We start from the raw sequence: 21,436 nt of genomic DNA, 5'->3' as shown, positions 1-21,436 counted from the left end.
CGCTTAGAGCATCGTGGGGAGGACGAGGGTGCCGATGAGCAGTACTGGCCCGACGATCACCATCGAGAGGCCCCAGCGGGTGAGGAGTCTGTTCATGCGGGGCCGCTCGTCTTCGTCGACCGTTGCGACGAGCGTCGCGCCGACCGTCGAGAAGGGCGACACATCGACGATGGATGAACAGACGCCGAGCGCGGCGATGACGGCCCAGCCCGCGATGTCGCCGGAAGCGACGAGAGGGATCGCGAGCGGCACGAGCGCCGCGAGCATGCCGGTCGTCGAGGCGAACGCGGAGATGAGCCCGCCGATGAGGCAGATGACGAAGGCCGAGAGCAGGGGCGTGCCAACGTTGCTTGCAGCCTCGCCGAGCAGGTCAACGGCGCCCATGTGCTCGAGTACGCCGACGAACGTGATGATGCCGCCGACCATGAGCACGGTCGACCAGTCGATCTTTGCGACGGCCTGCTTGCCAGCGCTGGGGTTGATGAGCGTGAGCACGGTGCCGAACGCGAAGCACAGCACACCAATATCGGGGCTGAGATCGAGCGCGGCCAGTACGATGACGCTCGCGATGAGGCCGAGCATGCACATCACCGTTGCAACCTGCACCCCGTTCATTCGGGCCGTGGTCGGCTTGTTCACGCTCGGATCCTCGAGTGTCTGGATGCCTGAGGTGACCGCGTGCCTGCTCTGTGCGGTGTGTCCCTCGCGCTCGAACGGGTGCTGTGGTCCTGGCTTTGTCACGCTGAGCTGTGGCAGGCTCTCCGGGAGCAGCCCGGGACCACGTCTGCGAAACAAGGCGAGGCCGCCGAACATGACGTAGGCGGCGAGGAGTAGCAGCAGGTTCGCTCCGACTGCGACCGCAAAGAGGGTGAGCGGGTTGAGGTCAATATTTACCGAGTGTGCCGTGCCGTAGGTGACGATGCCGAAGAGGCTGGTGGGGGCGAACGCGCCAGCGCTTAGCCCGGAGCCAATCGCGAGCCCCATCAGCATCCGGTCGATCCCGTATTTCTTCGCGAGCGGCATGCCAACGGGGGCCATCACGAGGCCCGCGAGTGGTGAGCCCATCGCGCTGATTCCCGCGGTGAGCACGAAGAAGGCGAACGGTAGCAACGCGGCGCGGTCACCGACGACGTTGACCGCCCTCTCGATGATGATGTCGACGGTGCCGTTTGCCTGGGCTATGCCGAAGAAGTATGTGACACCGACCAGGAGCACGAGCAGTGACACTGGGAAGCCTGCGATGACATCGGGCAGGCTCATCTGGGCGAGCCAGAGCCCCACAGCGCGCGCGGCCGCGAACATAATGACGCCGAGGTGGACCTTACGCAACGTGCGAGGACAAACACTCCGACGAACAACAGTAGTGCGATGATTTGGGCCGTCATTGGCCAACCTTTCACTCAAGAGTTCGGAACGAGGAATTCACTCCGGTTCATCTAATAAACCACTGGTTCATTTCTCGTTTCGACCAAGCTATGGCTTCGTTGGCTTTCCGTCAAGGCCTGCACCGTGGATGATTAAGGCATGAGTACGCAAAGTGTGGTGACCGCTATCCGCGTGATCGAAGCGGTCTCCGAGGATCAGCCCGTCGGTCTTTCTGAGGTAGCCCGCGAACTGGGCGGGTCCAAAGCTACGGTGCTGCGTGCCCTTACGACCCTCGAGGAACTGCGGTGGGTCGAGCAAGACGACTCGAGCAAGCTGTGGTCGCTCACCGCGCACGCCTACGCTGTCGCGGTGAGGAGCGGCGCCATGAGTACGCTGCGGGACATTGCGATCGCGCCAATGAACGCGCTACAACTGGCGACAACCGAGACCGTTCACCTCGCGATTCCAGACGGTGACATTCTCATTCTCGCCGAACGGTTGGACACGCCGCACGTTCTGCGCGCCTTCCTCCCGCTGGGTAGCAAGATCCCACTGCATGCCTCGGCAACGGGGCTCGCCTACCTGGCCGCATCGGAAGAGACGTACGTCGAACGCTACTGCGAGAGTTCGCTTGACAGCGTAACCGAGCGGACGCTCACCGACCGAGGGATGTTGCTCGAGGAAATCAGAGATGTTCGGGCGAGGGGATACTCGATTAACGAGGAGGGCCTCAGTACGGGAATCACCTCGCTCGGCGCGGCCATCCTGGGCCCGGGGGGAGATCCACTGGGCAGTGTTTCAGTCTCAGGGCCGTCAAGCCGAATCGTTCCAGAACGCTACGCCGAATATGGGCATGCTGTGCGTGAGGCTGCGCGAGCTATTGGCCGTGCTGCCGCAAGGGTGGGGCATTGACGTAGTCGTGCCTCAAGCGGTCGGCATCATGGAAGAATAGAACCCATGGCTAACCCTGTGAACCCGCCGCGCGGCATGCGCGACTTCCTGCCAGAAGATAAAGCGCGCCGTGAGCGCGCACTCGGCATCATCCGACGCGTATACCGCAACCACGGTTTCGACGAGATCGAGACCCCGGTCGTGGAGGACCATGCGCGGCTGCACTCCGGGCTCGGGGGAGACAACGAGAAGCTGTCATTTTCCATCCTCAAGCGAGGCATCAAGCCGGAAGCGCTCGCCGCAGCGGTTGCCGCGGGTGACGCCGAACAGCTCGCTGATCTGGGTCTGCGCTTCGACCTCACGGTGCCGCTCGCACGCTTCTACGCCACCCACCGCGCCGAACTGCCACCCGTGTTCCGGTCGATTCAGATCGCGCCGGTCTGGCGCGCTGAGCGCCCGCAGAAGGGCCGCTACCGGCAATTTGTGCAAGCGGACATTGACGTCATTGGCGAGGCGGGCGTCATCGCGGAGATCGAGCTGATCACTGCGACGTCGCAGGTGCTTGCGCAGCTCGGTCTGAAGGACTGTGTCATTCGGGTGAACGACAGGCGCATCCTGTTCGGCCTGCTCGACCACTGCGGCTTCGCGCCAGAAGAACACTCGGCGGCGCTCATCACCGTCGACAAGCTCGACAAGATTGGCGTTGAAGGTGTCGTCACCGAACTCGCCGAGAGGAATGAGGCAGGGGCCGAAGCGATGCGCGGCATCCTTGCTGGCGTCGATTCCGCACTCGCTGCAGGGATCCCGGTGACCCGCGAAGCTATCTCCGGGGTGCTGCCAGAGGGCGCCGCAACGGAGGGCGTCGAGAGTCTTGTGACGCTCGGTGAGTCGCTCGCTGGCGGGTTGCCCGAGGGCGTCGAGATTCGCTTTGATCCCACCCTTGTGCGCGGGATGGGCTACTACACCGGCACGATCTTCGAGATCGCCCACCCCGGTTCGGGATCCTCCGTTGGCGGGGGCGGGCGCTACGACGGAATGATCGGCCGCTTCCTCGGCCAGGACGTTCCAGCGGTCGGATTCTCTATCGGGTTCGAGCGCGTTGTCGACCTCATCGAGCTTGACGCGAACGCAGGGCCTGAGTCGGTCGCGCTCGTGGCTGACGCAGACACACCGCTCGAGGAGCTCATGGTGCTCAAGCGCGCACTCGTTGCGGACGGCTTGCGGGTGCGCCTCGAGAAGCGACAGAAGAACATGAAAACGCTTGTCGCGCGGCTCGAGGCCGAGGGGTTCGCGCGCTTCGCAAACGTGCGGCCAGGCACTCGCGACGCAGCCGAGCTGGCGTGGCGCGATCTCGGCGAGTAATGGCCTGATCTCTCGGGGAGCAGAACCCGGCACCCTCTACACTGTGAAGAGGCGCGGAACACGCGTCTCATGACTTCCACCACAAGGAGCAAACTGTGGCATTTATCGACGCGGTGATCGCACGCGAGATTCTTGATTCGCGCGGAAACCCGACCGTTGAGGTCGAGGTTGGACTGACTGACGATTCGGTCGGACGCGCTGCTGTGCCCTCGGGCGCATCGACGGGCGCTTTCGAGGCGTACGAGCTGCGCGACGGCGACAAGGGACGCTACCTCGGCAAGGGCGTACTCAAGGCAGTGGATGCGGTATTCGACGATCTCGCCCCAGCCATCGAGGGCTTCGCCGCTGACGACCAGCGCATCATCGACACCGTGCTTCGCGAGGTCGACGGAACCGACAACAAGTCGCGCGTTGGGGCGAACTCGATCCTTGGCGTGAGCCTCGCTGTCGCGCACGCCGCTGCGGCCTCAGCCGAGCTCCCGCTCTACCGTTACCTTGGCGGCCCGACGGCGAGCACGCTTCCCGTGCCGCTCATGAACATCATCAACGGTGGCGCGCACGCCGACACCGACGTCGATATCCAGGAGTTCATGGCGGTGCCGCTTGGCGCCGAGAGCTTCTCGGAGGGGCTCCGCTGGGGCGTCGAGGTCTACCACGCCCTCAAGGCGCTCCTCAACGAGAAGGGCCTCTCGACCGGCCTCGGCGACGAGGGCGGCTTTGCCCCGAACCTCGAGAACAACGTTGCGGCACTCGACCTCATCGTCGAAGCTATCAAGCGTGCAGGCTTCGAGCCAGGCCGCGACATCGCGCTTGCGCTCGACGTCGCATCGTCCGAGTTCTACGAGAACGGCGTCTACAAGTTCGAGGGCCAGGACCGCACTGCGGCCGAGATGACCGCGTACTACGCTGATCTCGTCGATCGCTACCCGCTCGTCTCGATCGAGGATCCGCTCGACGAAGACGACTGGGACGGCTGGAAGCACCTCACCGACCAGCTCGGTGCGCGCGTGCAGCTCGTCGGCGACGACCTGTTCGTCACGAACCCGGAGCGCCTTGCGGACGGCATCAAGAAGGGCGTCGGCAACTCGATCCTCGTGAAGGTTAACCAGATCGGCACCCTCACCGAGACCTTCGACGCCGTGCAGATGGCGCAGCGCGCCGGTTACACCGCCGTCATGTCGCACCGCTCCGGCGAGACCGAAGACGTCACGATCGCTGACCTCGCGGTCGCGACCGACTGCGGTCAGATCAAGACCGGTGCACCGGCACGCTCGGACCGCGTCGCGAAGTACAACCAGCTCCTCCGCATCGAGGAAGAGCTTGGCGGCGCGGCTCGCTACGCAGGGCGCGGTGCATTCCCGCGCTTCCAGGCGTAACGATCCACCCATTCTGAGGAGTACACGGTGAAGCACTGGGGCGCAGATATCGCGGCGTGGGTCGCGAGTCTGCGGTTCAGTGTCTTCACCGTGATTGTCGTCGTATCGGTGATTGCCGGTGCGCTGATTCTGAGCCCCAACATCTCAACGTTCGTGCAGCAGCAGCGGGAGATCGCGCAACTGCGTGAGAGCGTGAGACAGCACCGCGAAGCGGTGGAATCCATCGATGCGGAGCGTTCTCGGTGGAAAGATCCCGCATACGTCCGTGCGCAAGCGCGTGACAGGCTCTCATATGTGCTGCCGGGCGAGACCCAACTGAGCATCATCTCTGACGTCGTGCTCCCTGTCGAGTCGCAGGAAGAGACGAGCGCCGATCTCACCCTCGTTGAGCGAAACTGGGCCAAGGATCTTGTTGGATCCGTTATCGCCTCAGGAACCGCTATCCCAGACACCCCAACCGAAGACGAAGCCGCAAGGAGCACCAAGTGAGCCGGCCACCATTTCCCGCACCGACCGCTGAAGATATCGCGGCGGTGAGCGAGCAGCTGAGCCGTGAGGCGCGCGGCGTCGTCGGTATCGCCGCACGCGCAGCCGACGGGAGCCCGACAGTGGTTGCGACCTCGCCGCGCCTGCCAGACGGCTCGCCGTTTCCCACCTTCTACTACCTCTCGCACCCCGAGGTCGTCGCCGCGGCGTCGCGCCTTGAAGCCGTCGGCATGATGGTCGAGTTCAACGAGATGCTTGCCGAAGACGAGGAGCTGCGCGCCGCGTATGCTCGTGCGCACGAGCAGTACATCGCCGATCGTGACTCCGTCGGGGAGGTGCCGGAACTCGCTGGGATCAGCGCGGGAGGCATGCCAACCCGCGTGAAATGTCTGCACGCCCTCATCGGTCACGCCCTCGCGGCGGGGCCCGGGGTGAACCCGATCGGCGATCTCGCGCTCGAGCGTTCTGGTTGGGTTGGATAATTCCGAACAAGTTTCGGAAATGGTCGCTGACCGGCGAATATTCGTCGGTTTGAATGCGGCAACTCGTCGTTTGCGACGATTAGTGGCAAGTTTACAGGTAGGGTGTACTGGGTTGGGTGGAGATTGCCCAGCTTGGCTTCCCGCGCACATGCGGGCGCACGCTGCATCCTGCATGTAGTGCATATTTGAGCATCAAGGAGATCGCTTCGTGGCGAAGAAGATTCTGATCGTCGGCGGCGGCTACGCCGGCTTCTACACCGCATGGAAGCTTGAGAAGCTGCTCCGCTCGGGCGAGGCCGAGGTCACCATTGTTGACCCGCTGCCCTACATGGCGTACCTGCCGTTCCTTCCCGAGGTAGCCGCTGGCTCGATCGAACCGCGTCACGCGGTCGTCGCACGCCGTCGTCACCTCAAGCGCACCGCGAACATCGCGGGCAAGGTCACCGGCATTTCACACGCGACCAAGACGGCGACCATCACGCCTAACACTGGCGAGGTGTACGACTTCGAGTACGACCAGATCGTCATCACCACCGGTTCTGTTTCGCGCACCTTCCCGATCCCGGGAATCGCTGACAACGCAATCGGCATGAAGACGATCGAAGAGGCCGTCGCGATCCGCGATCGCATGGTCGGTAACTTCGAGCGCGCAGCATCGCTCCCGAAGGACTCGGCTGAGCGCGCACGCCTGCTCACCGTCACCGTCGTCGGTGGCGGCTTCGCTGGCATCGAGTCGGTAGCCGAGCTCCGCTCGTTCGCGACCGCCCTGCTGCGCCGCTACCCAGAGATCACCTTCGACGAGACGAAGTTCCACCTCGTTGAGGCCATGGGCCGCATCATGCCCGAGGTCACAGAGGGGCTCGCTGACTGGGTTGTGAAGGATCAGACCCGTCGCGGCGTCGACATTCACCTCGACACGCAGCTCTCCAGCGGAGAGGGCGGCAACATCGAGCTCTCGACTGGCGAGAAGTACGAATCAGACCTCATCGTCTGGACCGCGGGTGTCATGCCCAGGCCATTCCTCCGCGGAACCGACCTCCCGATCGGCCAGCGCGGCCACGTCGTCGGCACCCCATCGCTCCGCGTCGCAACCGAAGACGGCGACATCGTCGAGGGTGCCTGGACCGCTGGCGATACCTCACAGGTTCCAGACATCTCCTCGACCCCCGGCCCCGGCGGCTTCTGCGTTCCCAACGCACAGCACGCCGTCCGTCAGGGCAGGCTGCTCGCGAAGAACATCGTCGCCAGCCTCCGCGGCGAGGGCGTTGTTGAGTACAACCACAAGAACCAGGGCGCCGTCGCAGGCCTCGGCATGAACACCGGCGTATTCCGCTCGGGCAACTTCACGCTCAAGGGCTACATTGCGTGGCTCGCGCACCGCTTCTACCACGGCATGGCGATCCCCACGTGGGAGCGCAAGTGGCGCGTGTTCGGCGGCTGGGTCGGACACTTCTTCCTCGGCCGCGACATCGTTAACATCGAGGCGACGCAGCAGCCCCGCGAGATCTTCGAAGAGTTCGCTTCGCGTCCTCGCCCCGCTGCTGACTAGGTAGCGCACGCGAAAGGCCGCGGGATCCACATGGATCCCGCGGCCTTTCGCGTTCCCGCAGCCCTCGGTGCAAGCCGCGGTGCGTTTTGCTTAAACTTCCCGGGCCGGTGGGCCCGGCGCCCGAAGTGCAAAACGCGGTGCGTTTTGCTTAAACTTCCCGGGCCGGTGGGCCCGGCGCCCGAAGTGCAAAACGCGATGCGTTTTGCTCAGACTTCGGGCGCATGCTTGGAGAGGAACTCGTACATCGACGTGTCGTCGACGCCGGGGAACGTGCCCGTCGGCAGGGGCGACAGCACATGCTGGTGCATGCGGGCACTCGGCCACGCCTTTCCCTCCCAACGCTCGCGAAGGGCTGGGGCGGCCGACCTGCAGCACGATTCGTCCGGGCACGTCGAGCGCTTGCGAACGTGGGTGTCACGCCCGCGGAACCAGCGCGCGTCGTCAAAGCGAACCCCACAGGCGATCGCAAACGGGCCGAGCTCAGCGTCTCCGGTCTGCACACTTGTCCAGAACGTCCCATTGGGGGTGTCGGTGAACTGGTAGAACTCGCTCGTACGGTTCTGCCGGTTGAAGGCGGTGCGGCCACCCCACTTGGCGCAGAGCAGCTCGCCTTCGATGGCGCCGCCCTCATCCATTGGGAACGGCAGCCCATCGTTCTCGTAGCCACGTACGAGGGTGCCTGCCCCGTCAGTGCGGTAGTGGTGCACTCGCAGATCAAGGTGCCGCGTCGCGAGGTTCGTGAAACGATGCGCGGCTGCCTCGTGGGTGACCCCGAACGCATCACGCAGGTCCTCGATGGCAAGATTCCGATCGCGTTTAGCCTGCTGCAAGTATTCGACAGCCCGCTCCTCGGGGAGCAGGCAGGCGGCCGCGAAATAGTTGATCTGCAATCGCTGTTCGAGAAATTGCGCATAACTTCTCGGCTCGGAGTGCCCGAGAACGCGATGGGCCATCGCTTGAAGTGCTAGCGAACGCAGTCCGTGGCCACCAGGAATCGACGTCGGCGGTAGATAGATGCGGCCATTCTCGAGGTCCGTAATGCTCCGCGTGTTCTGCGGCAGGTCGTCGACGAAGATGAGCGTGAAGCCGAGAATCTCCGCAAGGATTGCCACGTCACGGTGGGTCACTGCGCCGACCGTGTGGCCGATTCGCTGCATGAGTTCAGTGGCGATCTGCTCGATGTCGGGGAGGTAGTTGTCGAGCTCCTGCATCTTCATTCGAATCGAGGTGTTCGCGCGCCGCGCCTCCTCCGAAGTGGTCGCCGCAGCGCGGGTTCTGCGTGCGAGTTCCCGATGGAGGCCAATGAGCGACTCAAGTGTGTCGTCGTTGAGCGATCGCGGGGACTTGATGCGGGGGAGGTTGAGCTGCTCGTACCCCGGAGTACTTTGCGCGCGTTCGAGCTCGATCTCAAGCTCGCTCCTGCGGTCGGGGGCCTCGGTGTTCAGCAGCTCACCTGGGTCGATGTCGAGGGCCCGAGCGATCGCCTGAATGAAGGTGAGCTTCGGCTCCCGTTTCCCGTTCTCGATGAGGGAAAGCTGGCTCGCGACCACGCCGACCTGGTTGCCGAGTTGCTCGAGCGTAAGCCCGGCCTCCGTGCGGAAATGTCTGAGGCGCTTACCGAGCACCAGACGATCGATTGTCGCGGCGTTGAGTGAAGGCACAGAAACCTGATCCATAATTTGACTATACGGCAATAAGTCGAAATATTGACAGGCTGTTTGGTAAATGTTTACCTTTGGCCGGGCCCAGAATGGGAATACAAGCCAACTTCGACGGCACCACTTAGGGAGAATCCGAAGGCATGAGCACGACAACCCTCGCTCCGATCGCTGAGCTCGTCCGCGAAAGCGCGACTACGTCCAACCCCGAGATCCTGCAGTGGGTCACCGAGGTTGCCGAACTTACCCAGCCGGACGCGGTCTATTGGTGCGACGGCTCGCAGGACGAGTGGAACCGGATCACCAGCGAAATGGTGGAATCCGGCTCACTCATTCCGCTGAACATGAACCTGCGTCCAGGTAGCTTCCTCGCCCGCTCGAACCCGAGCGACGTCGCACGCGTTGAGGATCGCACCTTCATCTGCTCCGAGAACGAAGCCGATGCCGGCCCGACGAACAACTGGGTAGCTCCCGACGCTATGCGTGCAGAGCTCATGCCCAAGTTCCAGGGCTCCATGCGCGGGCGCACCATGTACGTCGTCCCGTTCTCGATGGGCCCAGTCGGTGGCGCCATCACGCAGCTCGGTGTGGAGATCACTGATTCGCCGTACGCGGTGCTGAACATGCGAATCATGACGCGCATGGGACAAGCAGCGCTCGACGGGATCCTCCCCGGCGGCGAGTGGGTCCGTACCGTTCACTCGGTTGGCGCTCCGCTCGAAGCCGGCGAAGCCGACGTTGAGTGGCCGTGCAACGACCTGAAGTACATCACCCACTTCCCCGAGACCCTCGAGGTCTGGTCATACGGTTCGGGCTACGGCGGAAACGCACTGCTCTCGAAGAAGTGCTTCGCTTTGCGCATCGCGAGCGTCATGGGCAAGAACGAGGGCTGGCTCGCGGAGCACATGCTGCTCCTCAAGCTCACAAACACCGAAACCGGTAAGGATTACCACCTCTCCGCTGCCTTCCCGTCTGCGTGCGGTAAGACCAACCTCGCAATGCTGCAGCCCACCATTCCGGGCTGGAAGGTTGAGACCATTGGCGATGACATCGCTTGGCTCCGCCCTGGCACTGACGGGCGCCTCTACGCCATCAACCCAGAGGCCGGTTTCTTCGGGGTCGCACCCGGTACGGGCGAAACGACAAACCCTGTTGCGATGGACACCCTCTGGGGAAACACCATCTTCACGAATGTGGCCCTCACTGACGACGGTGACGTCTGGTGGGAGGGGATGACCGACTCGGTTCCCGCACACCTCACTGACTGGCAGGGCAACAGCTGGACGCCCGAGTCGGGTCGCCCAGCAGCGCACCCGAACTCGCGCTTCACGGTGCCGATTCAGCAGACTCCTACGCTTTCGCAGGACTGGTTCGAGCACGATGGTGTTCCGCTTGACGCGATCCTCTTCGGCGGACGCCGGGCAACCAACGTGCCGCTCGTGGCCCAGTCGCGCTCGTGGAACCACGGCGTATTCATGGGTGCGACGATCTCCTCTGAGAAGACCGCAGCCCAGGAGGGCACAGTCGGCGAGCTCCGCCGCGACCCGTTCGCGATGCTCCCGTTCTGCGGCTACAACATGGCCGACTACTGGGGCCACTGGCTTGAGATGGGGGAGCAGCTCGGCGAGCAGGCCCCGAGGATCTTCCAGGTGAACTGGTTCCGCAAGGGCGACGACGGCCGCTTCCTCTGGCCTGGCTTCGGCGACAATTCGCGCGTCATCGACTGGGTTATCCGCAGCGTAGAGGGCGAGTACGAGGGGCGCGAGACGCCGATCGGTATCGTCCCGGCCGACGGCCAGCTGAACCTCTCCGGAATCGAAGAAGTTGCTGACGACCTTGACGAGATCTTCGAGATCGACCCGAAGTCGTGGCTCGCTGAGGCAGACATGACCGAGGAATTCTTCGCACAGTTCGGCGACCGCCTCCCGGCTGCTCTGAACGCCGAGCTCGAGGGGCTGCGAAAGCGCCTGGGCGCCTAACCTCAGCGAACAGCAAACGCCCCCTGGCCGGACCAACACCGAAGGTGTCGGATCCGCGCCCGGGGGCGTTGTGTTGTCGCTGCGCGTGGAACGAGCCCGCTTCGTGCAGTTGCTGAAGCCAGGGACTCATCCGTAACTCGAGTGGTCCCCCCACAGGGATTCGAACCCTGACTGAAGAGATTTTAAGTCTCCTGCCTCTGCCAGTTGGGCTATAGGGGGTGGGATAATCTTCCCACAATCGACCGGTCGATCGCGCCCTGGTCTGGCCGTGTTGTTCGGCGGCTCTGCGAGGCACACCTGCCCGCGTGCGCTGGGAGAGAGGCCGCTCCGACCGGGGGACAGAGGGCCAGGTGGCCTCTGTCGCGTGCCGCTACTTGCGAGCGAGCTGCTCGGTGAGCTGGTGCGCGTGCTCGAGGAGAAGTCTCCCGAGCTCCGGGATGCGTTCCGGGGAGAATCTGGATTCGACGCCGGTGAGGGAGAGCGCCCACGCTGGTTGCCCTGACCCGGAGAACACTGCTGCACCGAGCCCCCAGCTGCCTGGCACGATCAGCCCTGGATTGACGGCGTACCCCGTCCGCCTGGTCTCGCTGATGCGCGCGCGGATGGCCGTCTCGGCGTGCTCCCCGCCGAAGTCGTCTTCGAGCCTGGACTCCGTCAGAAAGGCGTCGACGGCGTGCGGAGTGAGGAAGGACAGAATCGCGAGCCCGGCCGAGGCGACTCCGAGTGGGAACCGTTTGCCCTCGTGCAGCACGAACGAGCGAATCGGGAAGTTGCCGTCTTGTCGCTCAAGGCACACGGTCTCGCCGCCTCGTCGGACGGAAAAGAACGCGCTCTCGCCGGTCGCTGCTGCGAGCGCTGCGACGTGGGTGCGCGCGATGTCGGTGACATCGTAGCGGTCGGCCGCGACCGTTCCCATGAGATAGAGCTCGGGCCCGAGGAGCCACTTTCCGCTCTGCGGGTCGCGATCGACGAACCCCTCTGAGGTGAGCGCTGAGAGGAGCCGGTGCGCCGTTGGCCTGGTGAGCTGGGCGGCGCGCGCGAGCTCGGTGGTGTTCTCGCCGTCGGGCATAGCGGCGCTGAGTGCTCGGAGCACGGCAGCAACGCGGCTCACGACCTGGGCTCCGGGCGTGCGCGACGTGTCGTCCATATAGTGAACGATAGCATGGAGCCGATTCATGACGTGACCGGTTCTGTGGCGACTCGCCAGCAGGCCTTGCAAGGGGGAGCGCAACGGTTCTACGCTCGCAGGAACGCGGTGTTTGTGACCGCATAGTGAACGGAGGGTGGCAAGGATGGCATCAAAGACCTGGAAGAGTGCAGCCGAGGCGGTGGCCGACGTCGCACGCGACGGCATGACTGTCGCTGTCGGTGGCTTCGGCCTGTGCGGAATTCCGCACAACCTCATCGTCGCGCTGCGCGACACCGGCGTAAAGGACCTCACCGTCGTGTCGAACAACATGGGTGTGGACGGGCAGGGGCTCGGCTTGCTGCTCGAGAACCGGCAGGTGCGCAAGGTGCTCGGATCTTATGTCGGCGAGAACAAATTGTTTGCGGAGCAGTACCTCAGCGGCGAACTCGAGGTCGAGTTCGTTCCTCAGGGCACGCTCGCCGAGCGGCTGCGCGCTGGCGGATCGGGGATCCCCGCGTTCTACACGCCGACCGGAGTTGGCACCCCGATCGCTGAGGGCAAGCCAGAAGCCGAGTTCGATGGCAAGCGGGTGATCCTGGAGCGTGGGATCGTCGCGGATCTCGCGCTCGTTCGCGCACACACTGCAGACGCCGAAGGTAATCTGCGCTACCGTCTCACAGCGCAGAACTTTAACCCGCTCGTCGCGATGTCCGGCCGCGTTACCATCGCTGAGACCGAGCACCTCGAGAGTGAGTACCTCGACCCAGAGCGCATCAACACGCCTGGCGTCTTCGTGCAGCGGCTTGTCGCAGTCGAGGACACCCACAAAGTCATTGAGCAGCGCACCGTGCGCACCCGAGAGGCGGTCTAACCATGTGGACGAGAGACGAGATGGCCGCGATCGCCGCGGAAGAGCTCGAGGACGGCCAATATGTGAACCTCGGAATTGGGATCCCGACGCTCGTCGCGAATCATCTTCCCGCTGGTGTCAGCGTGATGCTGCAGAGCGAGAACGGGATTCTCGGCATGGGCCAGTTCCCCTTCGAGGGCGAGGAGGACGCTGACCTCATCAACGCAGGTAAGCAGACCGTCACGCTCGTCCCCGGGGCATCGATTTTCGATTCGGCGATGTCGTTTGGCATGATCCGCGGCGGACACGTGCAGACCGCGATCCTCGGCGCGCTCCAGGTCGCCGGCAACGGCGACCTCGCGAACTGGACGATCCCCGGGAAGCTTGTCAAGGGAATGGGTGGTGCGATGGATCTTGTGGCAGGGACCCCGCGCGTGATTGTCATCACCGACCACGTGTCAAAGGACGGTTCGCCTAAGATCGTCGCCGAGTGCGACCTCCCGCTCACCGGGGCTGGCGTTGTCGATCGGATCATTTCTGATCGGGCGGTGTTCGATGTCGTGGAGGGTGCCCTCGTGCTGCGCCGCATCGCTCCTGGGCACAGCGAAGCCGAGCTGCGCGAGCACACCGGTGCGGCGTTCACGGTGGATCTCGAAGCCGCGGCGGTAGCGTAGCGCACGCCCGGCCGCTAGTCGGTGCGGGAGCTGAGGTACTGGGCGACCCTGGCGACCGCCCGATCCGGGTCTCGAGCGAGCGTGGCGAGAAGGGATCGGGCCTGATCCGTGTCGAACTCGCCAAGGGCCTGGGTGATTCGGGCGCGGGCGCCGGCCAGATCACGATCTGCCTCGAGTCGCACCGCGAGGTCGGCAACGATCCGCTCCGCTGCAACGGGATCCTCAGCGATCACCCCGAGCGCTTCAGCCGCCTCGACGTCGCGTGGGCCACGGGCAACGAGTTGCATGAGTTCGGCTTCCGCGGCCTCGTTGCCGCGCTGCCCGAGAGCGAGTGCGGCAGCCGAACGCACTTCGGCATCGTCATCGGCGAGCGCGTGCTCGAGCATCCGCGCTGCTTCGGCGCCGGGGAACACCGCGACCGCAAGGATCCCCCGCATCCGACGCGACGCAACGGGGTCAGTGACGGCGGCGGCGAGCGCCCCAGGCCCATCCGAGCTTTGTGCGAGCGCCCAGCGAAGCGCGCCGGCAGCATTGAGGTCGCTCTCGTCAAGCAACGCGGACACGAGCGCTGGCTCGGGGAGCGCACCGGGGCCGCCCGCCGAAAGTGCGGCCCGAATCCGTTCGTCTGGGCGCGGGGATTCGAGGCCGCGGGCGAGCCGCATCACCGCGAGCGCGTCATCCCAGTCGTTTGGGGTGGCCGAGCGCAGCTGCTCGAGTCGGTCGAGCAACTGCTGCTCACGCTTAAGCCGACTGCGGCTCTGCGCGATGAGGTCGGTGATCAGCTCCTCGGGTTCCGGTGCGCTTGCTGCCAGCGCGGCAGCCACCTGGTGCAGGGTGAGTCCGAGCGCGCGCAGCCCCTCAACACGGAGCAGTTGCACGAGATCCTCTTCTGAGTACTCCCGGTATCCAGACGCTGTTCTCCCAGCCGGGGTGAGCAACCCGAGTTGCTCGTAGTATCTGAGCATGCGCGAGCTCACCCCGGCGCGACGTGACACCTCGCTAATGCGCACCGCGAGCTCCGGAGTGTGCACGCCCCAGACGGGCCGCGTCAGTGGGGTCGAGGGCAAAGCTCGCTTCGGGGTCTGCGAGCAGGCGCTCGGTAGCCTCGGCGTGAGTGAGCACCGACGCGTCGCCGGTGGCTTGCGCCGCGAGCCGTGCTGCAGCGATTGGCGCTTCGGCCTCGGCGCCGAGGGCGACGAGGGCGCGGCTCAGGCTACGCATGATGTCGGTGTCGCCGCGACCGAGCTGCGTGCTCAGCACGGCGGCGAGGTCGGCTCGGTCACCGGCAGGGGCGCACGCTACCGCAGCGCGCCACGCGGTGCGGGCGAGCTCATCATTCTCCGACAGCAGCAGCTCCCCGGTGATCGCCGGCCACGCGCGCTCGTCGCCAAGTTTTGAGAGCGTGTGCAGCGCCTGGGTCTGCGCCTGTTGGGACCCCGCGCGAAGCTCTGCGATCACGCGCTCAATGACCTGCTCCCGTGGGAGCTGGAGGAGAGCCCACGTGAGCATCTCACGCACCCCAAAGTCTGGTTCGATGCCAGCGCGCTCGATTAGCGGCTCAACATAGCTCGGGTCGGGAGAGGTGCCTGCGGTCATGGCGGCCTGCAGCCTGCCGGAGTTGCTGGGGGCTGCGAGAGCGATAGCGAGTCGCCGCGCTGGGGTCGTGTCTGTGGGGTGCATAGTGTGTCCTTTCAGGACTACCTAACACCTTGACACCGTGTCAAGGTCAAGCACGCGTGTGATGGAGTCCGTGATCGCTTGCTGGCACTACGCTTGGGCTATGGCATTCGCGAAGGCTCTCCTCGTCATCGTGATCCTCTGCGCAGTGTGTGCGGGACTGTATACCCGGTTCAGGCTATGGCGACGTAACCGCACCACAGACGAACCGTAGTTCCTCCCTCGGCTCGGCGTAGGCGGGACTAGAATGCAGCCATGACTCTCGATCTCGCAGCACCGGCGCTGCGCGCGGCGGCGAACGCGCAACCCTGGCTTGACCCGGCACGCTACTGGGGTAACCTCACCGATGCAACGGCCGAGCTCTCTGCCCCAGTGATTGCCCTCAGTGCAGAGGCGTTGAGCTACAACGCCAACGACATGCTCAGACGAGCAGGCGGCTTGCCGATCCGCGTTGCTTCGAAGTCCGTCAGGGTCCGCGGCGTGCTTGACGCGGTGCTCGCGCTCCCAGGGTATGCGGGGGTACTCGGCTACTCGCTCGCCGAGGCCGTGTGGCTCAGCGAGACCATCGACGACATCGTCGTTGCCTACCCGACGGCGGATCGGGCGGCGATTGCCGCGCTCGCCGCAGACCCGCGCGCCGCGGAGCGCGTGACCCTGATGGTTGACAGCCCAGAGCAGCTCGACCTCATCGACTCGGTTGTGGCGCCGGGAAAGCGCCCGAGTATCCGAGTGTGCCTCGACTTCGACGCATCGTGGCGGAGCAAAGCTCTAGGTCACATCGGGGTGTTCCGGAGCCCCATATTTACTGCTGCAGGCCTGCGCGAATTCGCGGAGCACATCCTCACACGCGAGGGCTTCACGATCGCGGGTGTGATGTCGTACGAGGCTCAGATCGCCGGCGTTGGTGACGCGCCTGTGGGTAAGCCGGCCGCTGGAATCGTGATGCGCGCAATGCAGCGCGCGAGCCACGCAGAGCTCGTTGATCGCCGGGCTGAGGCGCTCGCAGCGGTGCGCGCACTCGTCGACCTCGAGTTCGTCAACGGCGGCGGTACCGGATCCATCGAGCGCACCGTCGCGGAGGGTGGGATCACGGAGGTCGCAGCCGGCAGCGGGCTGTTCGGGCCGCACCTGTTCGACAACTACCGGTCGTTCACCCCGGCCCCAGCCGTCGCCTTTGCGCTCGACGTTGTGCGCAGGCCGAACGAGGAGACTGCGACGCTTCTCGGTGGCGGATGGATCGCTTCTGGGCCGGCCGCAGCCGACAGATTGCCGCAGCTCGCGTGGCCGCAAGGACTGCGATACGCCCCGCGTGAGGCCGCCGGGGAGGTGCAGAGTCCCGTAATCGGCGCCGCAGCGAGCTCGTTGCGAGTCGGTGACCGCGTCTGGCTCAGGCACACGAAATCGGGGGAGCCGATGGAACACGGCAACGCGGTCGTTCCGGTTACCGGTGCTGTTGCCGGTGACCCGATGCCGACCTATCGCGGAGAAGGGAAGTGCTTCCTATGAGCCCACGCTGGCACAATTGGGCGCGCACCGAGACGTCGACCCCTGCCACCGAGATCTTCCCGCGTAGCGCTGAGCAGATTGTCGCCGCCGTTGAGCGTGCTCGCGACACGGGCCACACCGTGAAACCGATCGGGGCTTCTCACAGCTTCACAGCAATCGGCGCAACCGACGGGATTCGGCTGCAGTTGAGCCGGATGCGCGGACTCGTGTCGGCTGATCCAGCCGCTTCGCGGGTGACGCTGTGGGCGGGCACGCATCTCTGGGAGCTGCCGGCGATCCTCGGCCCGCTTGGCCTTGCGCTCGCGAACATGGGCGACATCGACAAGCAAACGATCACGGGCGCAACCCAGACCGGCACCCACGGCACCGGACTCGGCCTCGGAGGGCTCTCGACGGCGGTCGTGGGCGCGACGCTGGTTACGGGAACGGGGGAGCTGCTCACCGTTTCGGAGACGGAGAACGCTGAGCTGTTGCCGGCCGTCGCGCTTGGCCTTGGGGCGCTCGGCGTGCTTGTCACGATCACGGTGCAGTGCGTGCCGCAATACCTGCTCCACGCCGTGGAAGCGCCAGACTCGTTCGAGTCGGTGCTCGACAGCTTCCTCGATCGGACACGGGAAGCTGATCACTTCGAGTTCTACTGGTTCCCCCACACGACGGGAGCCCGCACGAAGACCAACACGCGGATTGCGGTGGATCCGCAGCTGGGCGTCGCTGGGAGCGGTGCGCGCCCGCTGGGAACCGTCGCGCGCTACGTCGACGAGGAATTCATCAACAACGCGATGCTCGGAGTTGTCGTCGGGTTCCAGCGCCTGCTCCCCGCGACAACGCCGCGCATCAACCGGGCGGTGCAAACGGTGTCGAGCGCACGAGACTACGTTGACGAGTCGCACCGCGTCTATGTCACGAACCGGCGGGTGCACTTCCGCGAAATGGAATACGCCGTGCCGCTCGAGGCCGTGCCAGCTGCGCTCCGGGAACTGCGTGCGCTCATCGAGCGACGCGACTTCAAGGTGTCCTTCCCGATCGAGGTGCGCTCAGCGGCAGCAGACAATCTCATGCTTTCGACGGCGCACGGGCGCGAGAGCGGCTACATCGCAGTGCACCGGTACTGGCGCGACCGCGACGACGGATACTTCCGTGAGGCAGAGGCAGTGCTCGCCGCACACGCCGGGCGGCCGCACTGGGGGAAGATGCACACGCTCAGCGCGGAAGACCTGAGCGAGCGCTACCCGCGCTTCGACGATTTCCGTGCGGTGCGCGATCGGCTCGACCCCGACCGCCTGTTCCATAACCCGTACCTGCACCGCGTGCTCGGGGCGTAAACTTCTTGCACCTTCACAGCGGAATCATCAGCTGTCGCGCTAGGATTTAGCTATGTCAACCGGATTGGTCATCACACTCGTCGTTGTCGCCCTCGTTGTCCTCGTTGTCGGATACCTGTGGGCCACATACAACTCCCTCGTCACCCTTCGGGTTCGAGTCGATGAGGCGTGGAGCGACATCACGGTGCAGCTGAAGCGGCGCGCGGATCTGATCCCCGCGCTCGTGGAAACCGTGAAGGGGTACGCGGCGCACGAGAAGGGCGTCTTCGAGTCCGTCACGCGCGCCAGGGCTGAGACGCTTTCTGCGCAGGGACCAGCCGAAGCCTCGGCCGCTGAGAACCACATGCAGTCAGCGCTGAAGAGCATCTTCGCCGTCGCGGAGGCTTACCCGCAGCTGCAGGCGAGCCAGAACTTCCTGCAGCTCCAGGGCGAGCTGGTTGACACCGAGAACAAGGTGCAGGCTGCCCGCCGCTTCTACAACGGCGGCGTTCGCGAGCTGAACACCAAGATTCAGGTCTTCCCGAACAACATGATCGCTGGGCCCTTCGGGTTCACACAGCGCGACTTCTTCGAGGTCGATGACGCGGCGGCCATCGCAGAGCCACCGCGCATTCAGTTCTAATACGTTGAACCCCGGAAGGAGGCCGCGTGTATAGCGCCATTCGCCGGAATAAGATCAACAGCGCCCTCATTATCGTGCTGTTCCTCGGCATCGTCGGGGGTCTTGGCTGGTTGGCCTCGGCGATCTATCAGTCGCCAGGCATCGTCATTGCTGTCATGGGCTTCGCGCTCGTGTACGCGCTCATCCAGTACTTCGCGGCAGGCAAACAAGCCGTGTCGATGAGCGGCGCTGTGAAGATCGAACAGCAGGACAACCCGCGGCTGTATCGCGTGGTCGAGAACCTGGCGATCACCACGGGCATGCCAATGCCTGAGGTGTATATCGTGCAGGATCCAGCCCCGAACGCGTTTGCGACCGGGCGTGACCCCGATCACGCCATCGTCGCAGCGACCACGGGTCTGCTCGACATCATGACCGACGCGGAGCTCGAGGGCGTGATGGCCCACGAACTCGGCCATGTACGCAACTACGACATCCGTGTCTCGATGATCGTCTACGGTCTCACTGTCGCCGTCGGCATGATCGCAGACATGCTCATGCGCATGGCCTTCTTCGGGCGCAATAACAGCAACAACAACCCAGCTGTAATGATCTTCGGGTTGGTCGCCATGCTGGTCGCGCCGCTCGTTGCGAGCATGGTGCAGCTTGCAGTCTCGCGACAGCGCGAGTACCTCGCTGACGCGACAGGCGCGCTCACCACGAGGCATCCTGAGGCGCTTGCGAGCGCCCTCCACAAACTCTCCGAGTACGGCAGGCCGCTGCAAAAGCAGCAGTCGAGCATGGCGCACCTCTGGATCGCCGATCCGTTGAAGCCCGGCATGATGCAGCGGCTGTTCGCGACGCACCCGCCGATCCCTGAGCGTATCCGCCGGCTCCTCGACATGGGTGGAAAGATGTAGCGAGCCGCACTCGCCACGGACATACGGTGCTGAGACACGCCTCAAAATACGAAAACCCGTAACCGAACCGTAATAGGCGTAGGGTAGAGGCAGTCAAAGGGGGTTGTTCACGTAGTGTCAAGCACGTTCCGCTCCCTGTCTATCCGAAATTACCGCATTTGGTTTTTCGGAGCGTTCATCTCGAACGTGGGAGCCTGGATGCAGGCAACGACACAAAACTGGGTCGTGCTCACAGAGCTCACAGAGAACAACGCTTCAGCCGTCGGTATCACCATGGCGCTGCAGTTTGGGCCGCAGCTGCTGCTCGTGCCCTTTAGCGGCGCGGTCGCGGATCGACTCGACCGCCGCAAGGTGCTGTTGGTTACGCAATCACTGCTCATGCTCCTCGCCGCGGGGCTCGGCGTGCTCCTCGTCACCGGGCAGGCGGAGCTGTGGCACCTCTACTCGTTCGCCCTCGGCCTCGGCGTTGTCAACGCGTTCGATGCGACGTCGCGGCAGGCATTCGTTTCCGACCTCGTGAGCAACAACCAACTCTCGAACGCTGTCGCGTTGAACTCGGCATCGTTCAACTCCGCCAGGCTCGTAGGGCCTGCGGTCGCCGGGCTGCTCATCGCAGCAATCGGCTCGGGCTGGGTGTTCATCATCAATGCCGCCTCGTTCCTCGCGATGCTCGGCGCCCTCACAATGATCACGACGACGCACGTGCGAGCGGACTCAAGCGTCAAGCGTGAGTCGCAACTCCGGCAGCTCTCGGCGGGGTTCCGCTACGTGATGGCAAGACGCGACATTCTTGTCATCTTCGTCATGGTGTTCCTCGTCGGGGCATTCAGCATGAACTTCCCAGTGATGTCCTCAACCATGGCCGTCGAGTTTGGTCGGGGAGCCGCCGACTACGGCTTGCTGTCGTCCATTCTTGCGATTGGTTCTCTCACCGGGGCGCTGTTGGCGGCACGCCGTCAGGCGGCGCGCATGCGCGTTGTCATCATCTCGGTTGGCGGGCTTGGCATCGTGAGTCTGCTCGGCGCGGTGATGCCGACGTACTGGCTGTTCGCGTCGACCCTCGTGTTCTTTGGACTGGCAACGTCGACGATGCTCACGACGGCAAACGGCTTCGTGCAGACGACGTCGGATCCGGCGGTTCGCGGGCGGGTGCTCGCGCTCTACATGGCGATCCTCATGGGCGGAACCCCAATCGGGGCACCGCTTGTTGGGGCTGCCGCGGACGCGCTCGGCCCGCGCTCAACGTTTGTGATTTCCGGCGTCGCGGCGCTCATCGCGTTCGCGATCGGGATGACCTGGTTGATCTCGGAGCGGCAGCTGCGCGTGCGATGGGACCACGGACTGCAGTTCACCCATGCCGGTCGCCCAAATGTGGGCGACGATCGCGGGCAGCAGGTGGAAACCCTCACCGCCCCCATCGACGTGCTGCGCCGCGAACCGGAACTCGAAGACCCGCTGAAAACTCACTGGGACTCGGCCCCGCAGGAGGGTCCGCCAACAACCGGCGTGATTCCGCTGCCGAAGCCGAATATTCCGCGTGATGACGAGGAATCCGACGGTCGCGAGGGGTAGGCTAGAGGCGATGTGCGGGTATGCCCGCGGAACCCTC

19 protein-coding genes and 1 tRNA gene are annotated in these 21,436 nt (G+C 64.5%); 14 read left to right on the top strand and 6 right to left on the bottom strand.

Annotated features, from left to right (window positions below; translation table 11 throughout):
• Nucleotides 1-3: 3 nt before the first annotated feature.
• A complete protein-coding gene (locus SD72_RS11740; RefSeq protein WP_232299749.1) occupies nt 4-1,329 on the bottom strand; it encodes an SLC13 family permease in 1,326 nt (441 codons plus the stop codon).
• Nucleotides 1,330-1,524: 195 nt separating this feature from the next.
• Between SD72_RS11740 and SD72_RS11735 the strand changes: the two genes are divergently transcribed.
• The 6 genes from SD72_RS11735 (at nt 1,525) to SD72_RS11710 (ending at nt 7,511) form a co-directional block, all read left to right on the top strand.
• Nucleotides 1,525-2,277, top strand: coding sequence for an IclR family transcriptional regulator (locus SD72_RS11735; protein ID WP_042544659.1), 753 nt, complete (start codon nt 1,525-1,527; stop codon nt 2,275-2,277).
• Nucleotides 2,278-2,322: 45 nt separating this feature from the next.
• Nucleotides 2,323-3,618: a histidine--tRNA ligase gene (gene hisS / locus SD72_RS11730; protein WP_042544658.1), complete on the top strand. Its 1,296-nt coding sequence runs from the start codon at nt 2,323-2,325 to the stop codon at nt 3,616-3,618.
• A 95-nt stretch (nt 3,619-3,713) separates the two neighbouring features.
• Nucleotides 3,714-4,994: a phosphopyruvate hydratase gene (eno, locus tag SD72_RS11725; protein ID WP_042544657.1), complete on the top strand. Its 1,281-nt coding sequence runs from the start codon at nt 3,714-3,716 to the stop codon at nt 4,992-4,994.
• 27 nt (nt 4,995-5,021) lie between these two features.
• Complete coding sequence (locus tag SD72_RS11720; RefSeq protein WP_042544656.1) at nt 5,022-5,483, top strand: septum formation initiator family protein; 462 nt, start codon at nt 5,022-5,024, stop codon at nt 5,481-5,483.
• On the top strand, nt 5,480-5,962 hold the full coding sequence (locus SD72_RS11715) for a DUF501 domain-containing protein (protein WP_042544655.1): 483 nt from the start codon (nt 5,480-5,482) through the stop codon (nt 5,960-5,962). Before SD72_RS11720 ends, SD72_RS11715 begins: the two co-directional genes overlap by 4 nt.
• Nucleotides 5,963-6,170: 208 nt before the next feature.
• Complete coding sequence (locus SD72_RS11710; protein WP_042544654.1) at nt 6,171-7,511, top strand: NAD(P)/FAD-dependent oxidoreductase; 1,341 nt, start codon at nt 6,171-6,173, stop codon at nt 7,509-7,511.
• A 206-nt stretch (nt 7,512-7,717) separates the two neighbouring features.
• On the opposite strand, the gene SD72_RS11705 is transcribed toward SD72_RS11710, so the two are convergent.
• Nucleotides 7,718-9,187 (bottom strand): helix-turn-helix domain-containing protein, encoded by a 1,470-nt coding sequence (locus SD72_RS11705; RefSeq protein WP_042544653.1) that lies wholly within the window; start codon nt 9,185-9,187, stop codon nt 7,718-7,720.
• A gap of 125 nt (nt 9,188-9,312) precedes the next feature.
• Here SD72_RS11705 and SD72_RS11700 point away from each other — a divergent pair, with 125 nt between their 5' ends.
• Nucleotides 9,313-11,148 (top strand): phosphoenolpyruvate carboxykinase (GTP), encoded by a 1,836-nt coding sequence (locus tag SD72_RS11700; RefSeq protein WP_052492645.1) that lies wholly within the window; start codon nt 9,313-9,315, stop codon nt 11,146-11,148.
• Nucleotides 11,149-11,290: 142 nt separating this feature from the next.
• On the opposite strand, the gene SD72_RS11695 is transcribed toward SD72_RS11700, so the two are convergent.
• Nucleotides 11,291-11,367, bottom strand: a tRNA-Leu gene (locus tag SD72_RS11695).
• A 151-nt stretch (nt 11,368-11,518) separates the two neighbouring features.
• Nucleotides 11,519-12,295: an IclR family transcriptional regulator gene (locus tag SD72_RS11690; protein WP_042544652.1), complete on the bottom strand. Its 777-nt coding sequence runs from the start codon at nt 12,293-12,295 to the stop codon at nt 11,519-11,521.
• 145 nt (nt 12,296-12,440) lie between these two features.
• Here SD72_RS11690 and SD72_RS11685 point away from each other — a divergent pair, with 145 nt between their 5' ends.
• Both SD72_RS11685 and SD72_RS11680 read left to right on the top strand, forming a co-directional pair.
• On the top strand, nt 12,441-13,148 hold the full coding sequence (locus SD72_RS11685; protein ID WP_042544651.1) for a CoA transferase subunit A: 708 nt from the start codon (nt 12,441-12,443) through the stop codon (nt 13,146-13,148).
• Between the two features lie 2 nt (nt 13,149-13,150).
• On the top strand, nt 13,151-13,801 hold the full coding sequence (locus tag SD72_RS11680; protein ID WP_042544650.1) for a CoA transferase subunit B: 651 nt from the start codon (nt 13,151-13,153) through the stop codon (nt 13,799-13,801).
• A gap of 14 nt (nt 13,802-13,815) precedes the next feature.
• Here the strand turns inward: SD72_RS11680 and SD72_RS11675 are convergent, their stop codons facing one another.
• Together SD72_RS11675 and SD72_RS11670 are read right to left on the bottom strand one after the other, a co-directional pair.
• Nucleotides 13,816-14,766, bottom strand: coding sequence for a helix-turn-helix domain-containing protein (locus SD72_RS11675; RefSeq protein ID WP_157000561.1), 951 nt, complete (start codon nt 14,764-14,766; stop codon nt 13,816-13,818).
• 34 nt (nt 14,767-14,800) lie between these two features.
• Nucleotides 14,801-15,481 carry a HEAT repeat domain-containing protein gene (locus SD72_RS11670; protein ID WP_042544648.1) on the bottom strand — a complete coding sequence of 227 codons (681 nt, stop codon included), beginning with the start codon at nt 15,479-15,481 and terminating at the stop codon, nt 14,801-14,803.
• A gap of 252 nt (nt 15,482-15,733) precedes the next feature.
• Here SD72_RS11670 and SD72_RS11665 point away from each other — a divergent pair, with 252 nt between their 5' ends.
• The 5 genes from SD72_RS11665 (at nt 15,734) to SD72_RS11645 (ending at nt 21,399) form a co-directional block, all read left to right on the top strand.
• On the top strand, nt 15,734-16,984 hold the full coding sequence (locus SD72_RS11665) for an alanine racemase (RefSeq protein ID WP_042544647.1): 1,251 nt from the start codon (nt 15,734-15,736) through the stop codon (nt 16,982-16,984).
• Nucleotides 16,981-18,306, top strand: coding sequence for a D-arabinono-1,4-lactone oxidase (locus SD72_RS11660; protein WP_042544646.1), 1,326 nt, complete (start codon nt 16,981-16,983; stop codon nt 18,304-18,306). Before SD72_RS11665 ends, SD72_RS11660 begins: the two co-directional genes overlap by 4 nt.
• 52 nt (nt 18,307-18,358) lie before the next feature.
• Nucleotides 18,359-18,928 carry a LemA family protein gene (locus tag SD72_RS11655; protein WP_042544645.1) on the top strand — a complete coding sequence of 190 codons (570 nt, stop codon included), beginning with the start codon at nt 18,359-18,361 and terminating at the stop codon, nt 18,926-18,928.
• A 26-nt stretch (nt 18,929-18,954) separates the two neighbouring features.
• The gene (locus tag SD72_RS11650) at nt 18,955-19,827 is read left to right on the top strand and encodes a M48 family metalloprotease (protein ID WP_042544644.1); all 873 of its coding nucleotides are present in this window, start codon (nt 18,955-18,957) and stop codon (nt 19,825-19,827) included.
• Between the two features lie 114 nt (nt 19,828-19,941).
• The gene (locus SD72_RS11645) at nt 19,942-21,399 is read left to right on the top strand and encodes an MFS transporter (protein ID WP_042544643.1); all 1,458 of its coding nucleotides are present in this window, start codon (nt 19,942-19,944) and stop codon (nt 21,397-21,399) included.
• Nucleotides 21,400-21,436: the final 37 nt, after the last annotated feature.

It is taken from the genome of Leucobacter komagatae (genome assembly GCF_000834055.1).
In the GTDB taxonomy this organism is placed as follows: domain Bacteria; phylum Actinomycetota; class Actinomycetes; order Actinomycetales; family Microbacteriaceae; genus Leucobacter; species Leucobacter komagatae_A.
The sequence above is the reverse complement of the archived record's forward strand: the minus strand, read 5'-3'. Positions and strand labels throughout refer to the sequence as shown.